This window comes from Clostridium sp. CM036, assembly GCF_055081135.1.
Genome location: NZ_CM143652.1, coordinates 2,192,686 through 2,209,203 on the forward strand (window position 1 = coordinate 2,192,686; position 16,518 = coordinate 2,209,203).

The 16,518-nt window shown below is 31.0% G+C and carries 16 protein-coding genes; 2 read left to right on the forward strand and 14 right to left on the reverse strand.

Annotation, left to right across the window (positions count from 1 at the left end; translation table 11 throughout):
• Positions 1-23: 23 nt before the first annotated feature.
• The 5 genes from ACWJKE_RS10330 to ACWJKE_RS10350 all read right to left on the reverse strand — a co-directional run bounded on the left by ACWJKE_RS10330 (position 24) and on the right by ACWJKE_RS10350 (position 4,272).
• A complete protein-coding gene (locus ACWJKE_RS10330) occupies positions 24-1,262 on the reverse strand; it encodes a YgeY family selenium metabolism-linked hydrolase (RefSeq protein WP_216303870.1) in 1,239 nt (412 codons plus the stop codon).
• A 215-nt stretch (positions 1,263-1,477) separates the two neighbouring features.
• Complete coding sequence (gene yedF / locus ACWJKE_RS10335) at positions 1,478-2,074, reverse strand: sulfurtransferase-like selenium metabolism protein YedF (RefSeq protein ID WP_462958768.1); 597 nt, start codon at positions 2,072-2,074, stop codon at positions 1,478-1,480.
• A 194-nt stretch (positions 2,075-2,268) separates the two neighbouring features.
• The gene (locus ACWJKE_RS10340; RefSeq protein WP_216303872.1) at positions 2,269-3,246 is read right to left on the reverse strand and encodes a 2-hydroxyacid dehydrogenase; all 978 of its coding nucleotides are present in this window, start codon (positions 3,244-3,246) and stop codon (positions 2,269-2,271) included.
• A gap of 12 nt (positions 3,247-3,258) precedes the next feature.
• Entirely contained in the window at positions 3,259-3,558 is a 300-nt protein-coding gene (locus ACWJKE_RS10345) for a hypothetical protein (RefSeq protein ID WP_216303873.1), read from the reverse strand.
• Positions 3,559-3,561: 3 nt separating this feature from the next.
• Entirely contained in the window at positions 3,562-4,272 is a 711-nt protein-coding gene (locus ACWJKE_RS10350; RefSeq protein WP_216303874.1) for a hypothetical protein, read from the reverse strand.
• A gap of 164 nt (positions 4,273-4,436) precedes the next feature.
• On the opposite strand from ACWJKE_RS10350, the gene ACWJKE_RS10355 reads away from it, so the two are divergent.
• Positions 4,437-4,928: a metallophosphoesterase family protein gene (locus ACWJKE_RS10355; RefSeq protein ID WP_165413345.1), complete on the forward strand. Its 492-nt coding sequence runs from the start codon at positions 4,437-4,439 to the stop codon at positions 4,926-4,928.
• Between the two features lie 180 nt (positions 4,929-5,108).
• Here ACWJKE_RS10355 and ACWJKE_RS10360 read toward each other — a convergent pair whose 3' ends face one another.
• Positions 5,109-5,321 (reverse strand): heavy-metal-associated domain-containing protein, encoded by a 213-nt coding sequence (locus ACWJKE_RS10360; RefSeq protein ID WP_165413344.1) that lies wholly within the window; start codon positions 5,319-5,321, stop codon positions 5,109-5,111.
• 542 nt (positions 5,322-5,863) lie between these two features.
• Entirely contained in the window at positions 5,864-7,066 is a 1,203-nt protein-coding gene (gene hydF / locus ACWJKE_RS10365) for a [FeFe] hydrogenase H-cluster maturation GTPase HydF (RefSeq protein ID WP_462958769.1), read from the reverse strand.
• Between the two features lie 319 nt (positions 7,067-7,385).
• Between hydF and ACWJKE_RS10370 the strand changes: the two genes are divergently transcribed.
• Positions 7,386-8,156 carry a polysaccharide deacetylase family protein gene (locus ACWJKE_RS10370; protein WP_216303876.1) on the forward strand — a complete coding sequence of 257 codons (771 nt, stop codon included), beginning with the start codon at positions 7,386-7,388 and terminating at the stop codon, positions 8,154-8,156.
• Between the two features lie 218 nt (positions 8,157-8,374).
• On the opposite strand, the gene pssA is transcribed toward ACWJKE_RS10370, so the two are convergent.
• The 7 genes from pssA to ACWJKE_RS10405 all read right to left on the reverse strand — a co-directional run bounded on the left by pssA (position 8,375) and on the right by ACWJKE_RS10405 (position 16,517).
• Positions 8,375-8,893 (reverse strand): CDP-diacylglycerol--serine O-phosphatidyltransferase, encoded by a 519-nt coding sequence (gene pssA, locus ACWJKE_RS10375; RefSeq protein ID WP_165413341.1) that lies wholly within the window; start codon positions 8,891-8,893, stop codon positions 8,375-8,377.
• Between the two features lie 226 nt (positions 8,894-9,119).
• Positions 9,120-10,298, reverse strand: a complete 1,179-nt coding sequence (locus ACWJKE_RS10380) for an acetyl-CoA C-acetyltransferase (protein ID WP_216302203.1) — start codon at positions 10,296-10,298, stop codon at positions 9,120-9,122.
• 59 nt (positions 10,299-10,357) lie between these two features.
• Positions 10,358-10,510 carry a hypothetical protein gene (locus ACWJKE_RS10385; RefSeq protein WP_216302204.1) on the reverse strand — a complete coding sequence of 51 codons (153 nt, stop codon included), beginning with the start codon at positions 10,508-10,510 and terminating at the stop codon, positions 10,358-10,360.
• 176 nt (positions 10,511-10,686) lie between these two features.
• Entirely contained in the window at positions 10,687-12,399 is a 1,713-nt protein-coding gene (locus ACWJKE_RS10390) for a sigma-54 interaction domain-containing protein (protein WP_216302205.1), read from the reverse strand.
• Between the two features lie 223 nt (positions 12,400-12,622).
• The gene (gltS, locus tag ACWJKE_RS10395; RefSeq protein ID WP_216302206.1) at positions 12,623-13,831 is read right to left on the reverse strand and encodes a sodium/glutamate symporter; all 1,209 of its coding nucleotides are present in this window, start codon (positions 13,829-13,831) and stop codon (positions 12,623-12,625) included.
• A 453-nt stretch (positions 13,832-14,284) separates the two neighbouring features.
• Positions 14,285-15,493 carry a sodium/glutamate symporter gene (gene gltS, locus ACWJKE_RS10400; protein ID WP_462958770.1) on the reverse strand — a complete coding sequence of 403 codons (1,209 nt, stop codon included), beginning with the start codon at positions 15,491-15,493 and terminating at the stop codon, positions 14,285-14,287.
• Between the two features lie 154 nt (positions 15,494-15,647).
• The gene (locus ACWJKE_RS10405; protein ID WP_216302208.1) at positions 15,648-16,517 is read right to left on the reverse strand and encodes a response regulator; all 870 of its coding nucleotides are present in this window, start codon (positions 16,515-16,517) and stop codon (positions 15,648-15,650) included.
• Between the last annotated feature and the right edge of the window lies 1 nt (position 16,518).

Genomic DNA, 16,518 nt, shown 5'->3' on the forward strand with positions numbered 1-16,518 from the left:
ATAAATTGTTTATATTTTTTATTCTACTCTTTATAAGAGTAATTATCTACACCTAAATTAACACTATCTTTTACTAATCTGCTTACATATAAACTAGGAATAACTGCATACATAGCTGCAGCATTTACTAATTCACGTTTCCAAGTTCTTTCATTTGGAGAATGCGACTCTTCTTCATGACCTGGTCCAAAGCCAATGCAAGGTATACCGTATCTGCCCATAATAGAAACTCCATTTGTAGAAAATGCCCATTTGTCAACTAGAGGCTCCTCATTAAATAAGCCTTTATATCCGCTTACTAATGTTTCGCAAACTGGATGGTCCTCATCTGTTATCCAAGATTCAAAATAAGCAGCTGTAGGGTAAACAACTCCCTTATAGGAAGGTTTTTCGTAATCATACATGGAAACCTCAGCTTTCAAATCTTTCACCGATGAAAGATTTCTTATTTGCTCTAGGGCCTCATCATACGTTTCTCCATTGGTTAATCTTCTATCTATTGATATGGTTTGACTATCTCCCATCGCGCTTCTTGATGAAGAAGTAAAAAACACCTCAGAAACAGTTAAGGTTCCTTTCCCCAAAAAATCATCATAATGTAATCTTTCATTAAGATCTTTCAACTCATTAAAAAAAGGTGCCATTTTATAAATATCATTTTCTCCTCGCTCTGTTGTGCTACCATGAGTAATTACTTTTACCTCCATTCTTCCTCTTTGCCCCCTATATATATTGCAGGAGGTAGGCTCTGTAATCACAACAAATTCCGGCTGAATCTTGTCTTCATTTATCATGTACTGCCAACAATTCCCTTCACATTCATGTTTTTGTAGCGTACCTGTAATAAGCAGAGTATAGTCACCTTGTAAGTTTAAGTCTTTAATAATTTTCCCGGCATAAACCATAGAAGCCATACCACCCTTTTGGTCACTTCCACCACGTCCTATGATTACTTCCATATCTTCATAGCCTTTGTATGGGTCATACTGCCATAACCCCTTATCTCCTATGCCTACTGTATCTACATGTGCATCCATAGCAATAATATGTTTACCATGCCCTATAGTTCCTATTATATTTCCCATATTATCTATGTCTATCTTATCGAAGCCTACTTTCTGCATTTCCTCTTTTATTCTCTCAACGACTCTACGTTCATCACAGCTTTCACTAGGAATAGCAATCATGTCACGAAGAAACCTTGTTATGTCCCCTTTGTACTCTTCTGCTTTCTTTAATACTTTTTTAAAATCTAAATTCATAGAAAATCCTCCTTCTATTCCTCTATATTTTGTTATTTATTTGAATGTGCTTCAATTATAGTTTAAATCTATTACTATAGTCTCTGCACCTAATTTTCTAATAGCTTGGACATAGCTCATATTCTATTTTCATGATATTTTACTACTACCAATATCATATTAATGAATATATGAAAAAATTACCAAACAGAGTAAATAAAAAAAAGCCTTATAATCTAAGGCTTAATAATTTTATTAGCAGCATTCATTTTTTCAACAATGTTATACATATTTGTGATTTGTCCAACAGACAGCTCATCTTCTAAATTATAATAGTTAAGGCATGTTCCGCAAGATAAAATTTCCACTCCCAACCTCTCTAATTTTTGCAAGCTATCTAACACTGAAGATTGTTTGGTTGGAAGTTTTACTCCCCCATTATAGAAAACAATAGTAGAGGGGATTTGTTCTGCTTCTACCAAAGCATAAATAAAGCCTTTAATTAGAACTTGTCCTAATTCATCATTCCCTTCTCCCATTTTATCAGAAGATATAACAACTAATGTATTTTCCTTTTTCTCATTTTCTAATTCTTTAACAGATTCATCTGAACCTAACCCTTTTATAATTTTAACTTCATAATGATATTCATTAATAGTTTTGGATTCCCATTTGTATCCCATTCCCTTAGCCATTTTTTCTAAATTTTTCTTAGCCATTTCATTATCTACAATAACTAATACGGTTTCATCTTCTTCAACTGCTTTAAGAGCGTTCCTGGCTTCTATAACTGGTATGGGACAAGTTTTTCCTTTAGCATCAATTCTTATCATATAACTTACCTCCCATGGTAACGTCAAGATTTTCAAGTTTAATTCCACCCTGTAAATGTTTTCTGCTTCTCTTATTCATTTCATTATATTACCATTTTGCAAAATAAAAGTCAATAAAGTTCTCAGAATATTATTACAATTAAAATAAATCACTTCCCTTCGTTAATCTGAATGGGAGTGATTTATTGGGAACATTATTTTAATACTTCCACATTAACACAAGTATCCGGCTTTTCACCATTCAATACTTTAATAATATTATTAGCTGCAGTTAATCCCATTTTTGTCCTTGTTTCCATCGTAGCCGAGGCAATATGTGGAACAATTGCAACATTGTACATATCGAGAAGCTCTGGTTCAATGTCTGGCTCATGTTCAAATACATCAAGCCCAGCTCCCCATATTTCACCTTGCTTAAGGGCTTTAACTAATGCTTTTTCATCGATTACTGGACCACTACATGTATTAACAATAACTGAAGTGTTTTTCATCACAGAAAATTCCTTTTCACTAATATAGTGTCTGGTAGAAGGTGAAAGTGGTACATGTAATGAAACGAAATCCGCTTCCTTTAATAATGCTTCTTTATCCACATAAATAGCACCCAATTCTTTTTCCATTTCATAATTTCGCAACAAATCAGTATAAAGTATCTTCATATCAAAAGCCTTGGCTTTCTTTGCAAAATTAAAACCAATTCTCCCTGCTCCTACAATTCCTAAAGTCTTACCCGTGATTTCACGTCCAAGAAACATCATAGGATCGCAAGATTGAAAAGCACCATTTCTTGTGAATTTATCTGCTGCAATGATTCTTCTAGATACAACCATAAGCAGTGTCCATGCTAAGTCAGCAGTCGCATCATCCAGTACCTGCGGAGTGTTTGTAATTATTACTCCACTTTGAGTCGCTGCAGCTGTATCAATATTGCTGTACCCTGCTGCGTAGTTAGCAAATATCTTACATTTTTCACCAGCTGTCTCAAATACCTCTTTATCAATATTATCAGTCAAGAGACATAAAACTGCATCCTTACCTTTTACCTTTTCTAAGAGCTCTCCTCTTAATAAAACTCTATCTTGAGGATTAATTTCTACATCAAAATGCTTTTTTAAAAGCTTAATAGCCTCATTGGGGATTATTCTTGTTACGTAAACCTTTTTCTTATCCATATATTACTCCTCCTATAATTCTAAAATTGACCTCCGACTTGTAGTAATAGTTTTTTTATTAATCTTTAACTTTTTTTTCAACATTGATACAACTGAAACAAAAGAAAAATAAAATACGATAGTCGATGCTTTTTCTCTATCTCTTAAACATCGGATTAAGGTATAGGCTGCTCCTGCACACATAGCAGATATAAACCCTAAAGGTGGAGGCAGAACTAAAAAATTGAATTGAGGTTTAATAATTAATAGAGCTCCTATAAATGCAAAAGCGGATATCAGCATAAATGTGATAACTTTAGGTTTATTATCCATTCTTCACACCCTCTCAAATATAAGTTCATTTTTAATCTTTCCTACTTCTTTTATAATCTTCATTTGTCTAAAACAATAAGTAATTTTTCTTGCCTTGTATACCGTAACTTTTAATGTTTTCGCTAATTGTTTATTGGTAAAATTCACTGGTAGTTCTTGTGGTAAAAATTCAAAAAAATCTTTTACTTCTCTAAATGTTATTTTATCTACTACTTCTAAAAGCTTTCTATCCACAATGCTTATTCCTTTTCTTCTCCAGCTTCCTTTACCATCCTTGCACCGTATCTCTTCTTCTTTAGTCATTAAGATTTCCAGTATAAAATTTTCTTCCGCCATTAAATCAGGTATTCTAATTAACTCATCAAATAAATCAACCACTTTACCTTTTTTAGGAGATTTTCTTCTACTAATTACTTTATTAGTTTTTTCTGTTGTTACTATATATTTTTCAACAGCTATAGGGTGTACTAGCATAACCTTATTGTACTTAACCAATTCTCTAAGCTTATTGCCAATTGCACCAAAATTTTTCGTTTGTATTTCAATTAATGAATCTTCCCTTACCAAATCAATTATATATTTATCTACTTTTACTTCTAATCTGTCCCCTGGCACCGCATACCATTGCTTAATGGATGAGTGCAAAGATCTCTCGTTTTTTATATTTATTCCTGTTTGCTCTAACATTAAGACCGTGTCTTCTATTTCCCCCATTTTTTCTCCTTGCGCTTTAATAAAAATCTAAAACTTCACAATAAATGTAAAAATATACCCTTTTTATTTATATAATAATTATAACAGAAATATCATATATCGCACATACTAATTATGTAGCAAATAATAATATAAAATACTATAATATTATAAGGTGATGAAATATGAAAATTGCGATATTATCTGATACTCATGCGAAAAAACATAATGATAAACTTTTTAAATTAATAAATAATATATTTAAAGAAGCCGACATGATAATTCATGCAGGTGATTATATTTCCTCAAGCGTCGTGTCAAAATTAAAAGAGCATAAGAACTTTGTTGGAGTATGGGGAAATAATGATAAAGGATACATCAGAGATTTACTAAAAGAAAAAGTAATTATATCTGTGGAAGGATATAAAATTGGTTTGTATCACGGCCATGGTAATAGCAAAAGCACACTAAATACAGCCTATGATAAATTTATAGATGATAAAGTTGATATAATCATCTTTGGACACACTCATCAGCCACTTATTTTGACTAAAAATAAAGTACTCATGATAAATCCAGGTTCACCCACGTGTAAAAGACGTGAACCATGGTATTCTTATGTTATTTTAGAAATACAAGATAAGAAAATAAATGTTCAATTAAAATTTTATAATTAATATTTTTATAATAATTAAGGAAAATACATCTGTACCTTTTTAAAAAATTCATATATTATATTGGGCAAATAATTTCTTCTAATTATTTACCCAATATTTATAGTTTCTACATATAATGGACATGAAAAAGTAGACAGAAAAAAAGCCTACCAATATTGGCAAACTTTTTATTTTTTTATATTAATCTTCTTCTACCTCAGTAACTTCATATCCTATTTCTTCAATAGCTTCCGTAATGTCATTATCAGTTGTTTCGTCTTCAAATTCTGCTACTGCAAATTTTTCTTCTAAATCTACTTTTAATTTACTAGCACCAATATCGAGTAATGCCTCCTTTACATGGCTTACACAATGTGAGCAACTCATTCCATCAATATATATTTTTTTCTTCATTTAAACTACCCCTTTCTATTGTTAATTCATATTATTATATATGTTACATTCTAAATTATATAATCAATAAGTCAACTTATTTTTTTAAATTCTTTTTATCTACCTGTATTTAATAATAATACTGAACTAAAATTAATATATACTGTTGCAACCTAAAGTTAAATATAATACTCCATTAATGGTTAAAATTTCAATTATTATGGGTATATTTAAAGTATTATACCCATAATTTTAAAATAAATTCTCTTTTATCCCTTATTTTAGCTTTAATTTTGACAGCCTCTTCATTAATTCTAATGTAATATTATCAATTCATTTAATAGTTTCAAATTTACTAGCCGCTATTCCCACATAACTATATACCTCTTTTACTCTGTGTGCAACACCTTTATTCATTCCCTTTTTTGTCTTTATAGGTATATAAGTACCCATTGAGTATGTCCTATCAATTACGTCCCTCTGCACATCTGAAATTGTTGATTTAAATTCAAGTTAAATTACCCCTATATTAATTTTATATAATACTTTTCAAAAAACTTTCTTTAAAAAGAATCTTCTTCAAACGCACTAAGTACTCTATCCAATATACCATTTATATGTGCTATAGCTATACCGAAATTGGTAATAGGCAGTTCCTCTATATTAGCCTTCTTAATCCTTGACATGAATTGCTGCCTATTAACCATACAGGCTCCACAATGAACTATTAGCTTATATCCGCTTAAATCATCTGGAAAACTGCTGCCGGCGCAAATCGTTATATCTAGCTTTCCACCTACTTTTTCCCCAAGCCATATAGGAAGCTTCTCTCGGCCTATATCTCCAACAAGTGGATGATGGGTGCAAGCTTCTGCTATAAGTACCTTATCTCCTGGTTTCAATGTATCTATAGCTTTTGCCCCTTTAACTAAGGTGCGTAAATCTCCTTTATACCTAGCCATAAGTATAGAAAAGGAAGTAAGTGGTACATCTTTTGGTACTATAGAATTGACTTTTTTAAATACCTGCGAATCCGTAATCACCAAATCTGGTTTGTCCTTTAGCGCGGCTAAAATGTCCTCTAGTTCACTATCCTTTACCACTAGTGCCATAACATCATTATCAAGAAGATCTCTTATTACTTGAACCTGCGGTAGTATTAGTCTACCTTTTGGGGCTTGGATATCTTGTGGTGCTACAATTATTACTCTTGCCTTCGGCTTTACTATGTCACCGACAATCGTGCATTTTTCAAAATCCTCTGGCGCATTAGCCATAATTACTTTTTTTAACCCATCAATATTGGTCTTATCTTTAGCGCTAACATTAACAAAAGTTAGATCTATTACCTTTTGAATATCCTTGAGTGATACTTCATTTTTGTCTACTTTATTGATGACTCCAACTACAGGTATTTTTCTTTTTTTTAAATCTTCATACCATGTTTTCTCAAATAATAAATCTTCCTCATTACCGTCAATAACCAAAAGTGCTAGATCAGTTTTGTCCATAACTTCTTTAGTTTTCTTTATTCTAAGTTCTCCGATTACGCCTTCGTCATCAAACCCCGCAGTATCTATAATAACAACAGGACCTATTGGAAGTAGCTCCATTGCCTTATAAACTGGGTCTGTTGTGGTTCCTGATAAATCAGATACTAATGCAATATCCTGCGACGTAATTGCATTAATCAAACTTGATTTCCCTACATTTCTTTTTCCAAATATAGCTATATGAAGCCTATTAGCATTCGGCGTTTGTTGCATAGTATATCCTCCTCTTATCTTTTATGTTCAAATTTATAATTTAAAAATTTTATCAATTTATTTTTCCATACAAATTAGAAGATTCCAACTTTATCAAACAACATAATTATACAAAATTTGAGTATTGAATGTCAACAACTCATCAGATATGTTCTTGCCCTACTTTAACATAATTATCATCACCTGTGGTGATGATATACTACCTATCTATAAATCCCTATTACACGCTACATAAAAATTTTACATATAAAAATATACTGCTTTAATACATTTTTCTTTGGGTATACTAATTACGACAAAATTAAAGGTGTGTGATAATATGAGTTTTAGAAAAAAAAGTATTTTCCTTGTTTTTGCTACCACTATTATTTGTTTCTTATTATCTAACAGTCCACATATATCCAATATACAGAAAAACAGCCAGGCATTTATACCATGTAGTCCGTCATTAAAATCTGCTGGCGATATTGAAACTTCAAAATTTGTTTATTTAACTTTTGATGATGGTCCTACATACGTTGTTACCGATGCTTTATTAGATGTATTAAAAAAACAAAATGTAAAAGCTACTTTTTTTATAGTAGGAAAAGAAATTCAAGGAAAGGAATCAATTCTTAAGAGAATATATAATGAGGGTCATGGTATAGGTCTTCACACATACAGTCATAATTTTAAAAAAATATATAGAAGTACAGATGAGTTTATTTATGAAATGAAAAAAGATTCCAACAAAATTGAAGAAGTCACTGGCTTTGCTCCTAAGGTTATTAGATTTCCTGGCGGTAGCGCTAAACGCTTAAATGCTTCTAATTTAGAGAAACTTCATAAAAACAATTTTAAAGTATATGATTGGAATGTTAATTTATCTGATGGTATAAACCCTAATTTAAGTGTCTCACAACTTATTAAAAATTCAAAAATAATTAAAGGAAATAAAAATGTAGCCATACTCCTTATGCACTGCAATTTTAATAATAAAAACACTGTAAAAGCTCTACCTGAAATCATAAAATACTATCTAGATTCAGGTTATGAATTTAAGGTTATTACTGAAGATACCCCTGAATATTATTATAAATTTAGAGATTAAATCATCTCCTGCGGAGCTGCACATCTTCTACGAAGATGAATTGACGACTCCAGAAGATGATTTATATTCCCACTGAAATTTTATTTTTGCTATAATATGTGCCCCCAATTATATGCGTAGGAAACTCACCTTCTGAAATGTTGTTAAAAAAACCTCACTATAAAGTGAGGTTTTTACTATAATTGCGTTATAAATTTTTTTTCATTATAATTGTTTAACTATTGTTTTTTAAATTTTAATTTGCTTACCATTAAATAAGATAATATAACCATTAAAATCATAGTCGACCCTAAATTTGAAGCTTTGTTAAACATAAATAAAGCATACAGTGCTAAAAATGTGCCTGTAACAGTAATAGGAATTCCTGAAAAAACCCCATCAAAATCCGTAATATTATATTTCGCTAACCTATATGCACCTGCTACTGGGAAAATTAAAACCATTAAATACCCAATTGACCCAAGCCCTGCGAAATTATAAATATTAAATATTAATATTGAAGGTGCCAAACCAAAAGATACTAAATCGCATAATGAATCTAGTTCTTTACCTAAATCGTTATCCACATTTAAAAACCTAGCTATTTTACCATCATATCTATCAAATATTCCTGCTAAAAGAATAAATACCGCTGCTAATTTATAATTTCCGTCAAAACTCATAAGTATAGATAAAATTCCACAAGACATATTGCTTAAGGTGAACATGTTTGGCACAGCGTTTTTTATTTTAACCATCTATATCACTCCTATCCTTATAATTATACCATATTATTAGCAGTTATTCTTTAATATTATATAACATTATTATTAAAAGCTTCTTAAATTTTACTTAATCTTCATTTATATCAAAATTTTAAATTAAATCCTTACTTAATTAATATTCTGAATATTAATTAATAATTACTTTATTTTCTATCAACTAAAAAAGGACCAGCATTTTTTTGCTGATCCTTTTTTGCTATTATCTTTGAACGATAATCGCAGTTCCTTGACCGCCACCTATACATAATGTAGCAAGTCCTGTTTTAGAATCTCTTTTTATCATTTCATATATTAATGTAATAAGTATTCTTCCACCTGAAGCTCCTACTGGATGTCCAAGTGCTATAGCCCCACCATTAACATTTACTATTTCTGGATTTAAGCCTAAATCTTTAGCTACAGCTAATGATTGAGATGCAAAAGCTTCGTTAGCTTCTATTAAATCTAAATCAGCTACGGTCATTCCTGCTTTTTGTAATGCTTTTTTACTTGCTGGAACTGGACCATATCCCATTATTTTCGGATCTACTCCACCTGATGCATAAGATTTTATTGTAACTAGAGGTTTAAGTCCTAATTGATCTGCTTTAGCCCTTGACATTACTACAAACATAACTGCACCGTCATTTATTCCTGATGCATTAGCTGCTGTTACAGTACCGTCTTTTTTAAATGCTGGTTTTAATTTTCTTAATTTTTCTATAGTTGAACCAAATTTCGGGAATTCATCTGTATCAAATGTTATTGGGTCGCCCTTTCTTTGAGGGATTACCACTGGAACGATTTCGTCTTTGAATTTACCTTCTTTTATAGCTTTTTCAGCTTTTAATTGACTTTTCAAAGCAAATTGATCTTGATCTTCTCTAGTTATGTTCCACTTTTCTGCAATATTTTCTGCTGTAACTCCCATATGATAGTCATTAAACGCATCCCATAGAGCGTCTTTAATCATAGTATCAACTACTTTTCCGTCTCCCATTCTTGCACCCCATCTATTGTTTGGTAGTGCATATGGAGCGTTGCTCATGCTTTCAGTTCCGCCTGCTAAAACTACTTCCGCATCTCCACACATTATAAATTGTGCTGCCATGCTTACAGCTCTAAGTCCTGATCCACAAACCTTATTTATTGTAAGTGCTGAAGCCTCATCTGGAATGCCTGCATGTATTGATATTTGTCTTGCAACATTCTGTCCAAGTCCTGCTTGTATTACATTACCAATAACAACTTCTTCTACAAGTTCTGGTTTAATTCCTGCTCTTTTTATAGCCTCTTTAGCTGCAACAGTTCCCATTTCTACAGCTGATACTTTTGATAATCCTCCACCAAAAGATCCTATTGCTGTTCTTGCTGCTCCTACAATTACTACTTCTCTCATATTATAACCCTCCGTTTATTTATTTCTCTAGTATATTATTACCACATAATAGGAATTTATTATATGCTTTTGTTTTTTCCTATATATTTATTACTAGCAATTTCCATGCCAAGTGTGCACAATCTTACAACTCTTACTATACCAACCTCTGCCAATTTTTTAAAACAAATTATAACTACGACTGTAAACTTAGTTAACACTAATAACCCCATACACTTACCCATCTTGAGCTTGTTAATATTATAACCTAATTGTTAAAAAAATCACTAAAAGTATTTTCAACGTATTGATACACCTAAGCATATAATTTTTTTTACAATCCCCATTTGTACCACTGCAACTATTTTTAATATAAAAACAACACATGTAACCATAGTTTACATGTGTACTATTGTAGATTCGCTAATTTCATTAAATTATACCTATTTAATTTCTTATACAATCCGGCCCTACTAAGTCCCAATATTTTTGCAGTTTCTTTTTTATTCCCTCCTGTTTTTTTTATACATTCCATGATAAGGTCTTGCTCAATAGTTTCAACAACATCTTTTAAATAATTATTTTCTAATGAATATTTTTTTAATTTACCATTAATTATCTTTTCTGGAAAATGTCTTGGCATTATAGAAATATCTGTATCAAGCAGGTTTATAGCTCTTTCTATTACATTTTCAAGTTGTCTTATATTGCCCGGCCAGTTATAAGATTTCAAACAATCAATAGCCTCCCTTGAAATGCCCTCCGAGTAGATATTATATTTTTTACATATTTTTACCCTTAATGCATTAGACAATTCATCAATGTCTTCTACTCTTTCTCTTAATGAGGGTAATTTTAAATGCATAACATCCAACCTATAATACAAATCTTCTCTAAACTTTCCATCTTTAATTAACTGTTCTAATGACTTATTAGTTGACGCAATAATTCTTATGTCAACTTTGATAGCATCATTCCCGCCAACCCTCACTAATTCTTTTTCTTGAATAACTCTTAGGAGTTTAACTTGCATATTCATAGGCATATCACCAATTTCATCTAATAAGACTGTCCCGCCATTTGCATGTTCAAACTTACCTTTCTTACCTGATCTTTTAGCACCAGTAAAAGCGCCTTCTTCATAACCAAACATTTCCGACTCAAAAAGCTGTGCTGGAATAGCTCCACAATTAATTTTTATAAAAGGCTTTTGGCATCTTCTACTAGCATTATGAATGGAGTGCGCGAAGAGTTCTTTACCCGTTCCACTTTCACCAGTAATTAAAACGTTTGAATCTATCTTAGCTACTCTTCTGGCGAGTTTCATTACCTCGCGGCTTTTAACACTATTGCCTATAATGTTTTCAAAAGTATATATTGCTTTTTGATCTGTGCTTATTTCATTTTTACAATATTCAGCATCTTTTTGTGAATTGTTTATCTTATTACTTAATATTTTAAAATTGTCTAAATCTTTAAACATTATTTTCCCAATGGCCCCTACAATTTTACCATCTTTCTTTATAGGAACTCTTATCGAAATTATCTTATGTCCATTAGTTTCTTGAATTTCTCCAAACTCTTGTTTACCACTCTTCGCTATTATATGTAATTTTGTATTTTCTATAACATCAGTTACATGTTTTCCCTCTGGATTTTTGCAATTAATAAATTCTTTATATTCATCGCTCATCATAGTTATTATTCCATTTTGATCTACTACAACCACACATTCTTTTACAGCATTAAAAATTGTATTCAAAATATTTTCGTCTATTCTTCCATTTCTTTGTGAATTCATTAATATCTTATTTTCCGTTTTTTTACTAAATATTTGGAGTGCACCTATGACTTCGCCATTTTGGGTTATTACTTTACGGGTTATAATAAATTTACCCTCTTTTATATTTAATTGTTCTTCTCTATTTTCAATTATACTTAATAATTCACCATAAGGAAATATTTTTAAAATATGTTTCCCTATGCTACTTTCTGCATTAACCTTCAACATTTTTTCAGCAGCATTATTAATGATTTTTATGATGCCTTTCTTATCTATAACAATAACGCCTTCATTAATAGTGCATATAACCTGGTTATAATAATCATTAATTGTACCCATTCGTCACCTTCCCTTAAGCTTATAACACAATTATAAAGTCCATAGTTTTTTTTATCAAGATATAATTAAAATAGCGAGATTTTTTCTCGCTATTTATGATTATTAGCTTATTTTTTAACTATTATATTATTCTTTCACTAAAAAAAGTATGTATTTTAAGTAATACATACTTTCCTTCTGAAATGTCGCTAAAGTATAGAATTTGTAAGATTAAAAGTGTTTATTATTTAATAAAGAAATTCATAAACGTCGTAATGATTCCAACGTTAACAAAATCTACAAATAAACCTCCCACTAATGGTACAACAAAGAATGCACGTTCAGCATGACCAAATTTTAATGTCATAGCGCTCATGTTCGCCATTGCATTTGGTGTAGCTCCCATACCAAATCCACACTGTCCACAAGCCATTACCGCTGCATCATAATCTCTTCCCATAACCTTAAAAGTTACGAAATATGCAAATAACGCCATTAGAATTGTCTGAGCAAATAACATTATGACTAGAGGTAAAGCTAAATCTGCTAATTCCCATAGCTTTAATCCCATTAATGCCATAGATAAGAATAAAGATAATGAAATGCCTCCTATAACATCAATTTCATCTAAATGGACCTTATAAGCCTTTGTAGCATCCGCTATATTTCTTAAAACTGCGGCCGCCAACATACCACCTATATATCCCGGAAAAGCAAATCCTGTTTTTTCAAAAAGACTAGATATAATTGTACCTATTCCCATAGCTAACAAAATCTGAGATGCTGCACTCATAAAATTGTCAGGTATCATTGGTTTTTTAGTGTCTTCATTGGATACTGTTACATCTTTAGAAGTTTTTGAATTAACCGTTTTCATAGGATATGAAAGATTATTTTTTTCAAGTAATTTTTTACCTATAGGTCCTCCAATCATGCTGCCCATAACTAGTCCAAATGTCGCTGATGCCAATGCTACTGTTGTGGCACCTGCTATACCTTTTGCTTCAAATAATGGACCAAAAGCAGCTGATGTTCCATGTCCACCTACCATAGGGACAGAACCAGTACAAAGACCTATAATTGGACTTAATCCAAATATCTTAGCAAGTGTAACCCCTGTAATATCTTGAAGAATTATAAGTACTGTAGTTATTGCTAAAAAAATTAAAACTTGTTTTCCACCCTTTTTTAATAATTGAAGACTTGCTGTAAACCCAATGGTTGTAAAGAATGCCGTCATAAATACTGCTTGAAGCGTTATATCCATATCAAAAGTCAATATGTTAGTTACTTTTAGTATTAAAGTAAGAAATACAAAGAGTAATCCACCAATAACCGGTGCTGGAATACAATACTTATCTAAAAATGTTAACTTGTTTTTGGTTTTTTGTCCTATAAATAAAACGATAACTGCTAATGCTACTGCTTGAATCATGTCTAATTTTATAACCATTTTTATCCTCCTTGTATTATATCATATTATATTATAGTATATATGATAATTATAATAAGCTTATACAGATAAAAACACAATACTACAAAATACTTCTTTTTAAAAATTAAATTTTCAGACTTTTATGTTTTTTCTTAACCAAGCAATATGCATTAAATAATTATGTCTATAATAATGTAGTATGTCCTATAAAATCCTTTTTATGTATGTGACAGTGTTAAAATATCTAGTGTATATGCTTGTACATCAATTGTTTTTTTACATATAAATTATCCCATAAAAATACTTCCACTATATGTAATCTTATGTTTCATAAGTCTCTGTTATGCTCTTATAATGCAATAAAAAATAGCGAGATTTTTTCTCGCTATTTTTTTGGTTATTTTATTAGGAACACTCAAGCAAATAAGCTTAGTTTCCAAAATTATTTAATATGTACAATTTAAATATCTATTATTTCACAAAAAAATTCATAAACATTGTAATTACTCCAGCGTTACAAAAATCTATAAATAAACTTCCAACTAACGGAACTATAAAAAACGCTCTTGGAGCAATCCCATATTTTGATGTCATAGCCCCCATGTTTGCCATTGCATTTGGTGTAGCGCCCATACCAAATCCACAATTACCAGAGGCCATTACCGCTGCATCATAATCTCTTCCCATAACATTAAACGTTATGAAATATACAAATAACCCCATTAAAATGGTCTGAGCAAATAACATTACTATTAGAGGTAAAGCCAAATCTGCTAATTGCCATAATTTCAATCCCATTAACGCCATAGATAAGAATAAAGATAATGAAATACCCCCTATGACATCGATTTCATCTATATGGATTCTATATGCATTTGTAGAATCAGATATATTTCTAAGAATTGCAGCTGCAAACATAGCACCAATGTATGGTGGAAAAGTTATCCCTGTTTTTTCTAGAAGTGTTGATATAATTGTACCTAGCCCCATAGCTAATAAAATCTGAGATACAGCTCCCATAAACTTCTCGGGAATTAGATGTTTTACAGTGTCTTCTTTGGTTGTTGCTGCCTCTTCATGCACATTTGAATTAACCGTTTTCATAGGATATGAAAGATTATTTTTTTCAATTAATTTTTTCCCTATAGGCCCTCCAATAACGCTGCCCATAATTAAGCCAAAGGTTGCTGATGCCATTGCTACCGTGGTAGCACCTACTGCACCTGCTTTTTCAAATATTGGACCAAAGGCACCTGCAGTTCCATGTCCACCTACCATAGGTACTGATGCCGTTGAAAGACCTATAAGTGGATTTAGACCAAACATCTTAGCAAGTGCAACTCCTGTAATATCTTGAAGAACTACAATTACGACGGATAATCCTAAAAAAATAAAAACTCCTTTTCCACCTTTTTTTAGTAATTTAAGACTTGCAGTAAACCCAATAGTTGTAAAGAACGCTGTCATAAATAATTTTTGTAGCGTTATATCCATATCAAAAACCAATATATTACTTACTTTTAGTAGCAATGTGATTATTGCAAAAATCAATCCTCCGATCACTGGTGCTGGTATGCAATACTTTTCTAAAAAAGTCAACTTGTTTTTAATTTTTTGTCCTGTAAATAGAACGATAACTGCCACTGCCACTGCTTGAATCATATCTAATTTAAAATTCATTTCTTGTACCTCCTGATAATGTTTTTGTTATATACTATATATTATAAGCAAATTATACAAATAACTACACAAAACTACGAACTCTTGCACAAATAAATTAACTTTTTATATTATTAGTATTTTTTTGTTATCTATAGGACTATGTTTTGAATACTTATGAGCTTAATTTGGTAATAATGCTTTCAATAAATTTTTTTGTATTTATTTTGCCGGGCTCATTTGTATCATTGTTTATATGTCTCATTTCCTGCCTTACTTGCTTGAAGTCAAATAATAATGTGCTATATTCCATAAAAATACTACTACTATAATCATCACAACCGATCTCTGCTATAGTTTTTAAGGCCTTTTGAATAGTTCTCCTAATCCTCTGTTCTAATGCCTTTTTATTTATGTTTACATCTCCATATTCCTCCTGTGCGATTTCACTGTATATTTTTTGTAGCTGATATGTAGATGATGGATTCCTTTTTTTAAAATCTATTATTTTATGTATAATTTTTATTAGCTCATTACTCCCTACAGCACCTGTAATACCTATATCAGCAAAAATATTAGTTATTTGATCATCCAAAAATAATTCCTTTGTTATACTTTTATCATTATTTAAGCTTGATACTGCACTTTTTATAAGTGCTAACGAATTTTCAAGCTCAATATTATGACATATCCCTCTTATAACATTAGTAACTTCTATACTGTTTATAGGTTTACTTATAAAAAAAATTATTCCATTTTCATAGGCTTTTGATACCAATAACTCATCCTCAACTTGAGATATCATAATAAACTTACCATTATACCCTTTCTTCTTAGCATCCTTAATTATTTCAATTCCATCCATTGTAGGTAACAAAAAATCAATAAGCACTATATCCGGGCTATAGAATATAATGTCTTGCGCAGCATCTTCACCACTATCTATTTCACAAATAACTTTTCCAAGGTTATTTTTCTTTATTAAAAGGCCTAGCATTTTTCTAATATTAACATCGTCATCAATAATCAAAAAACTTTTTCCCACA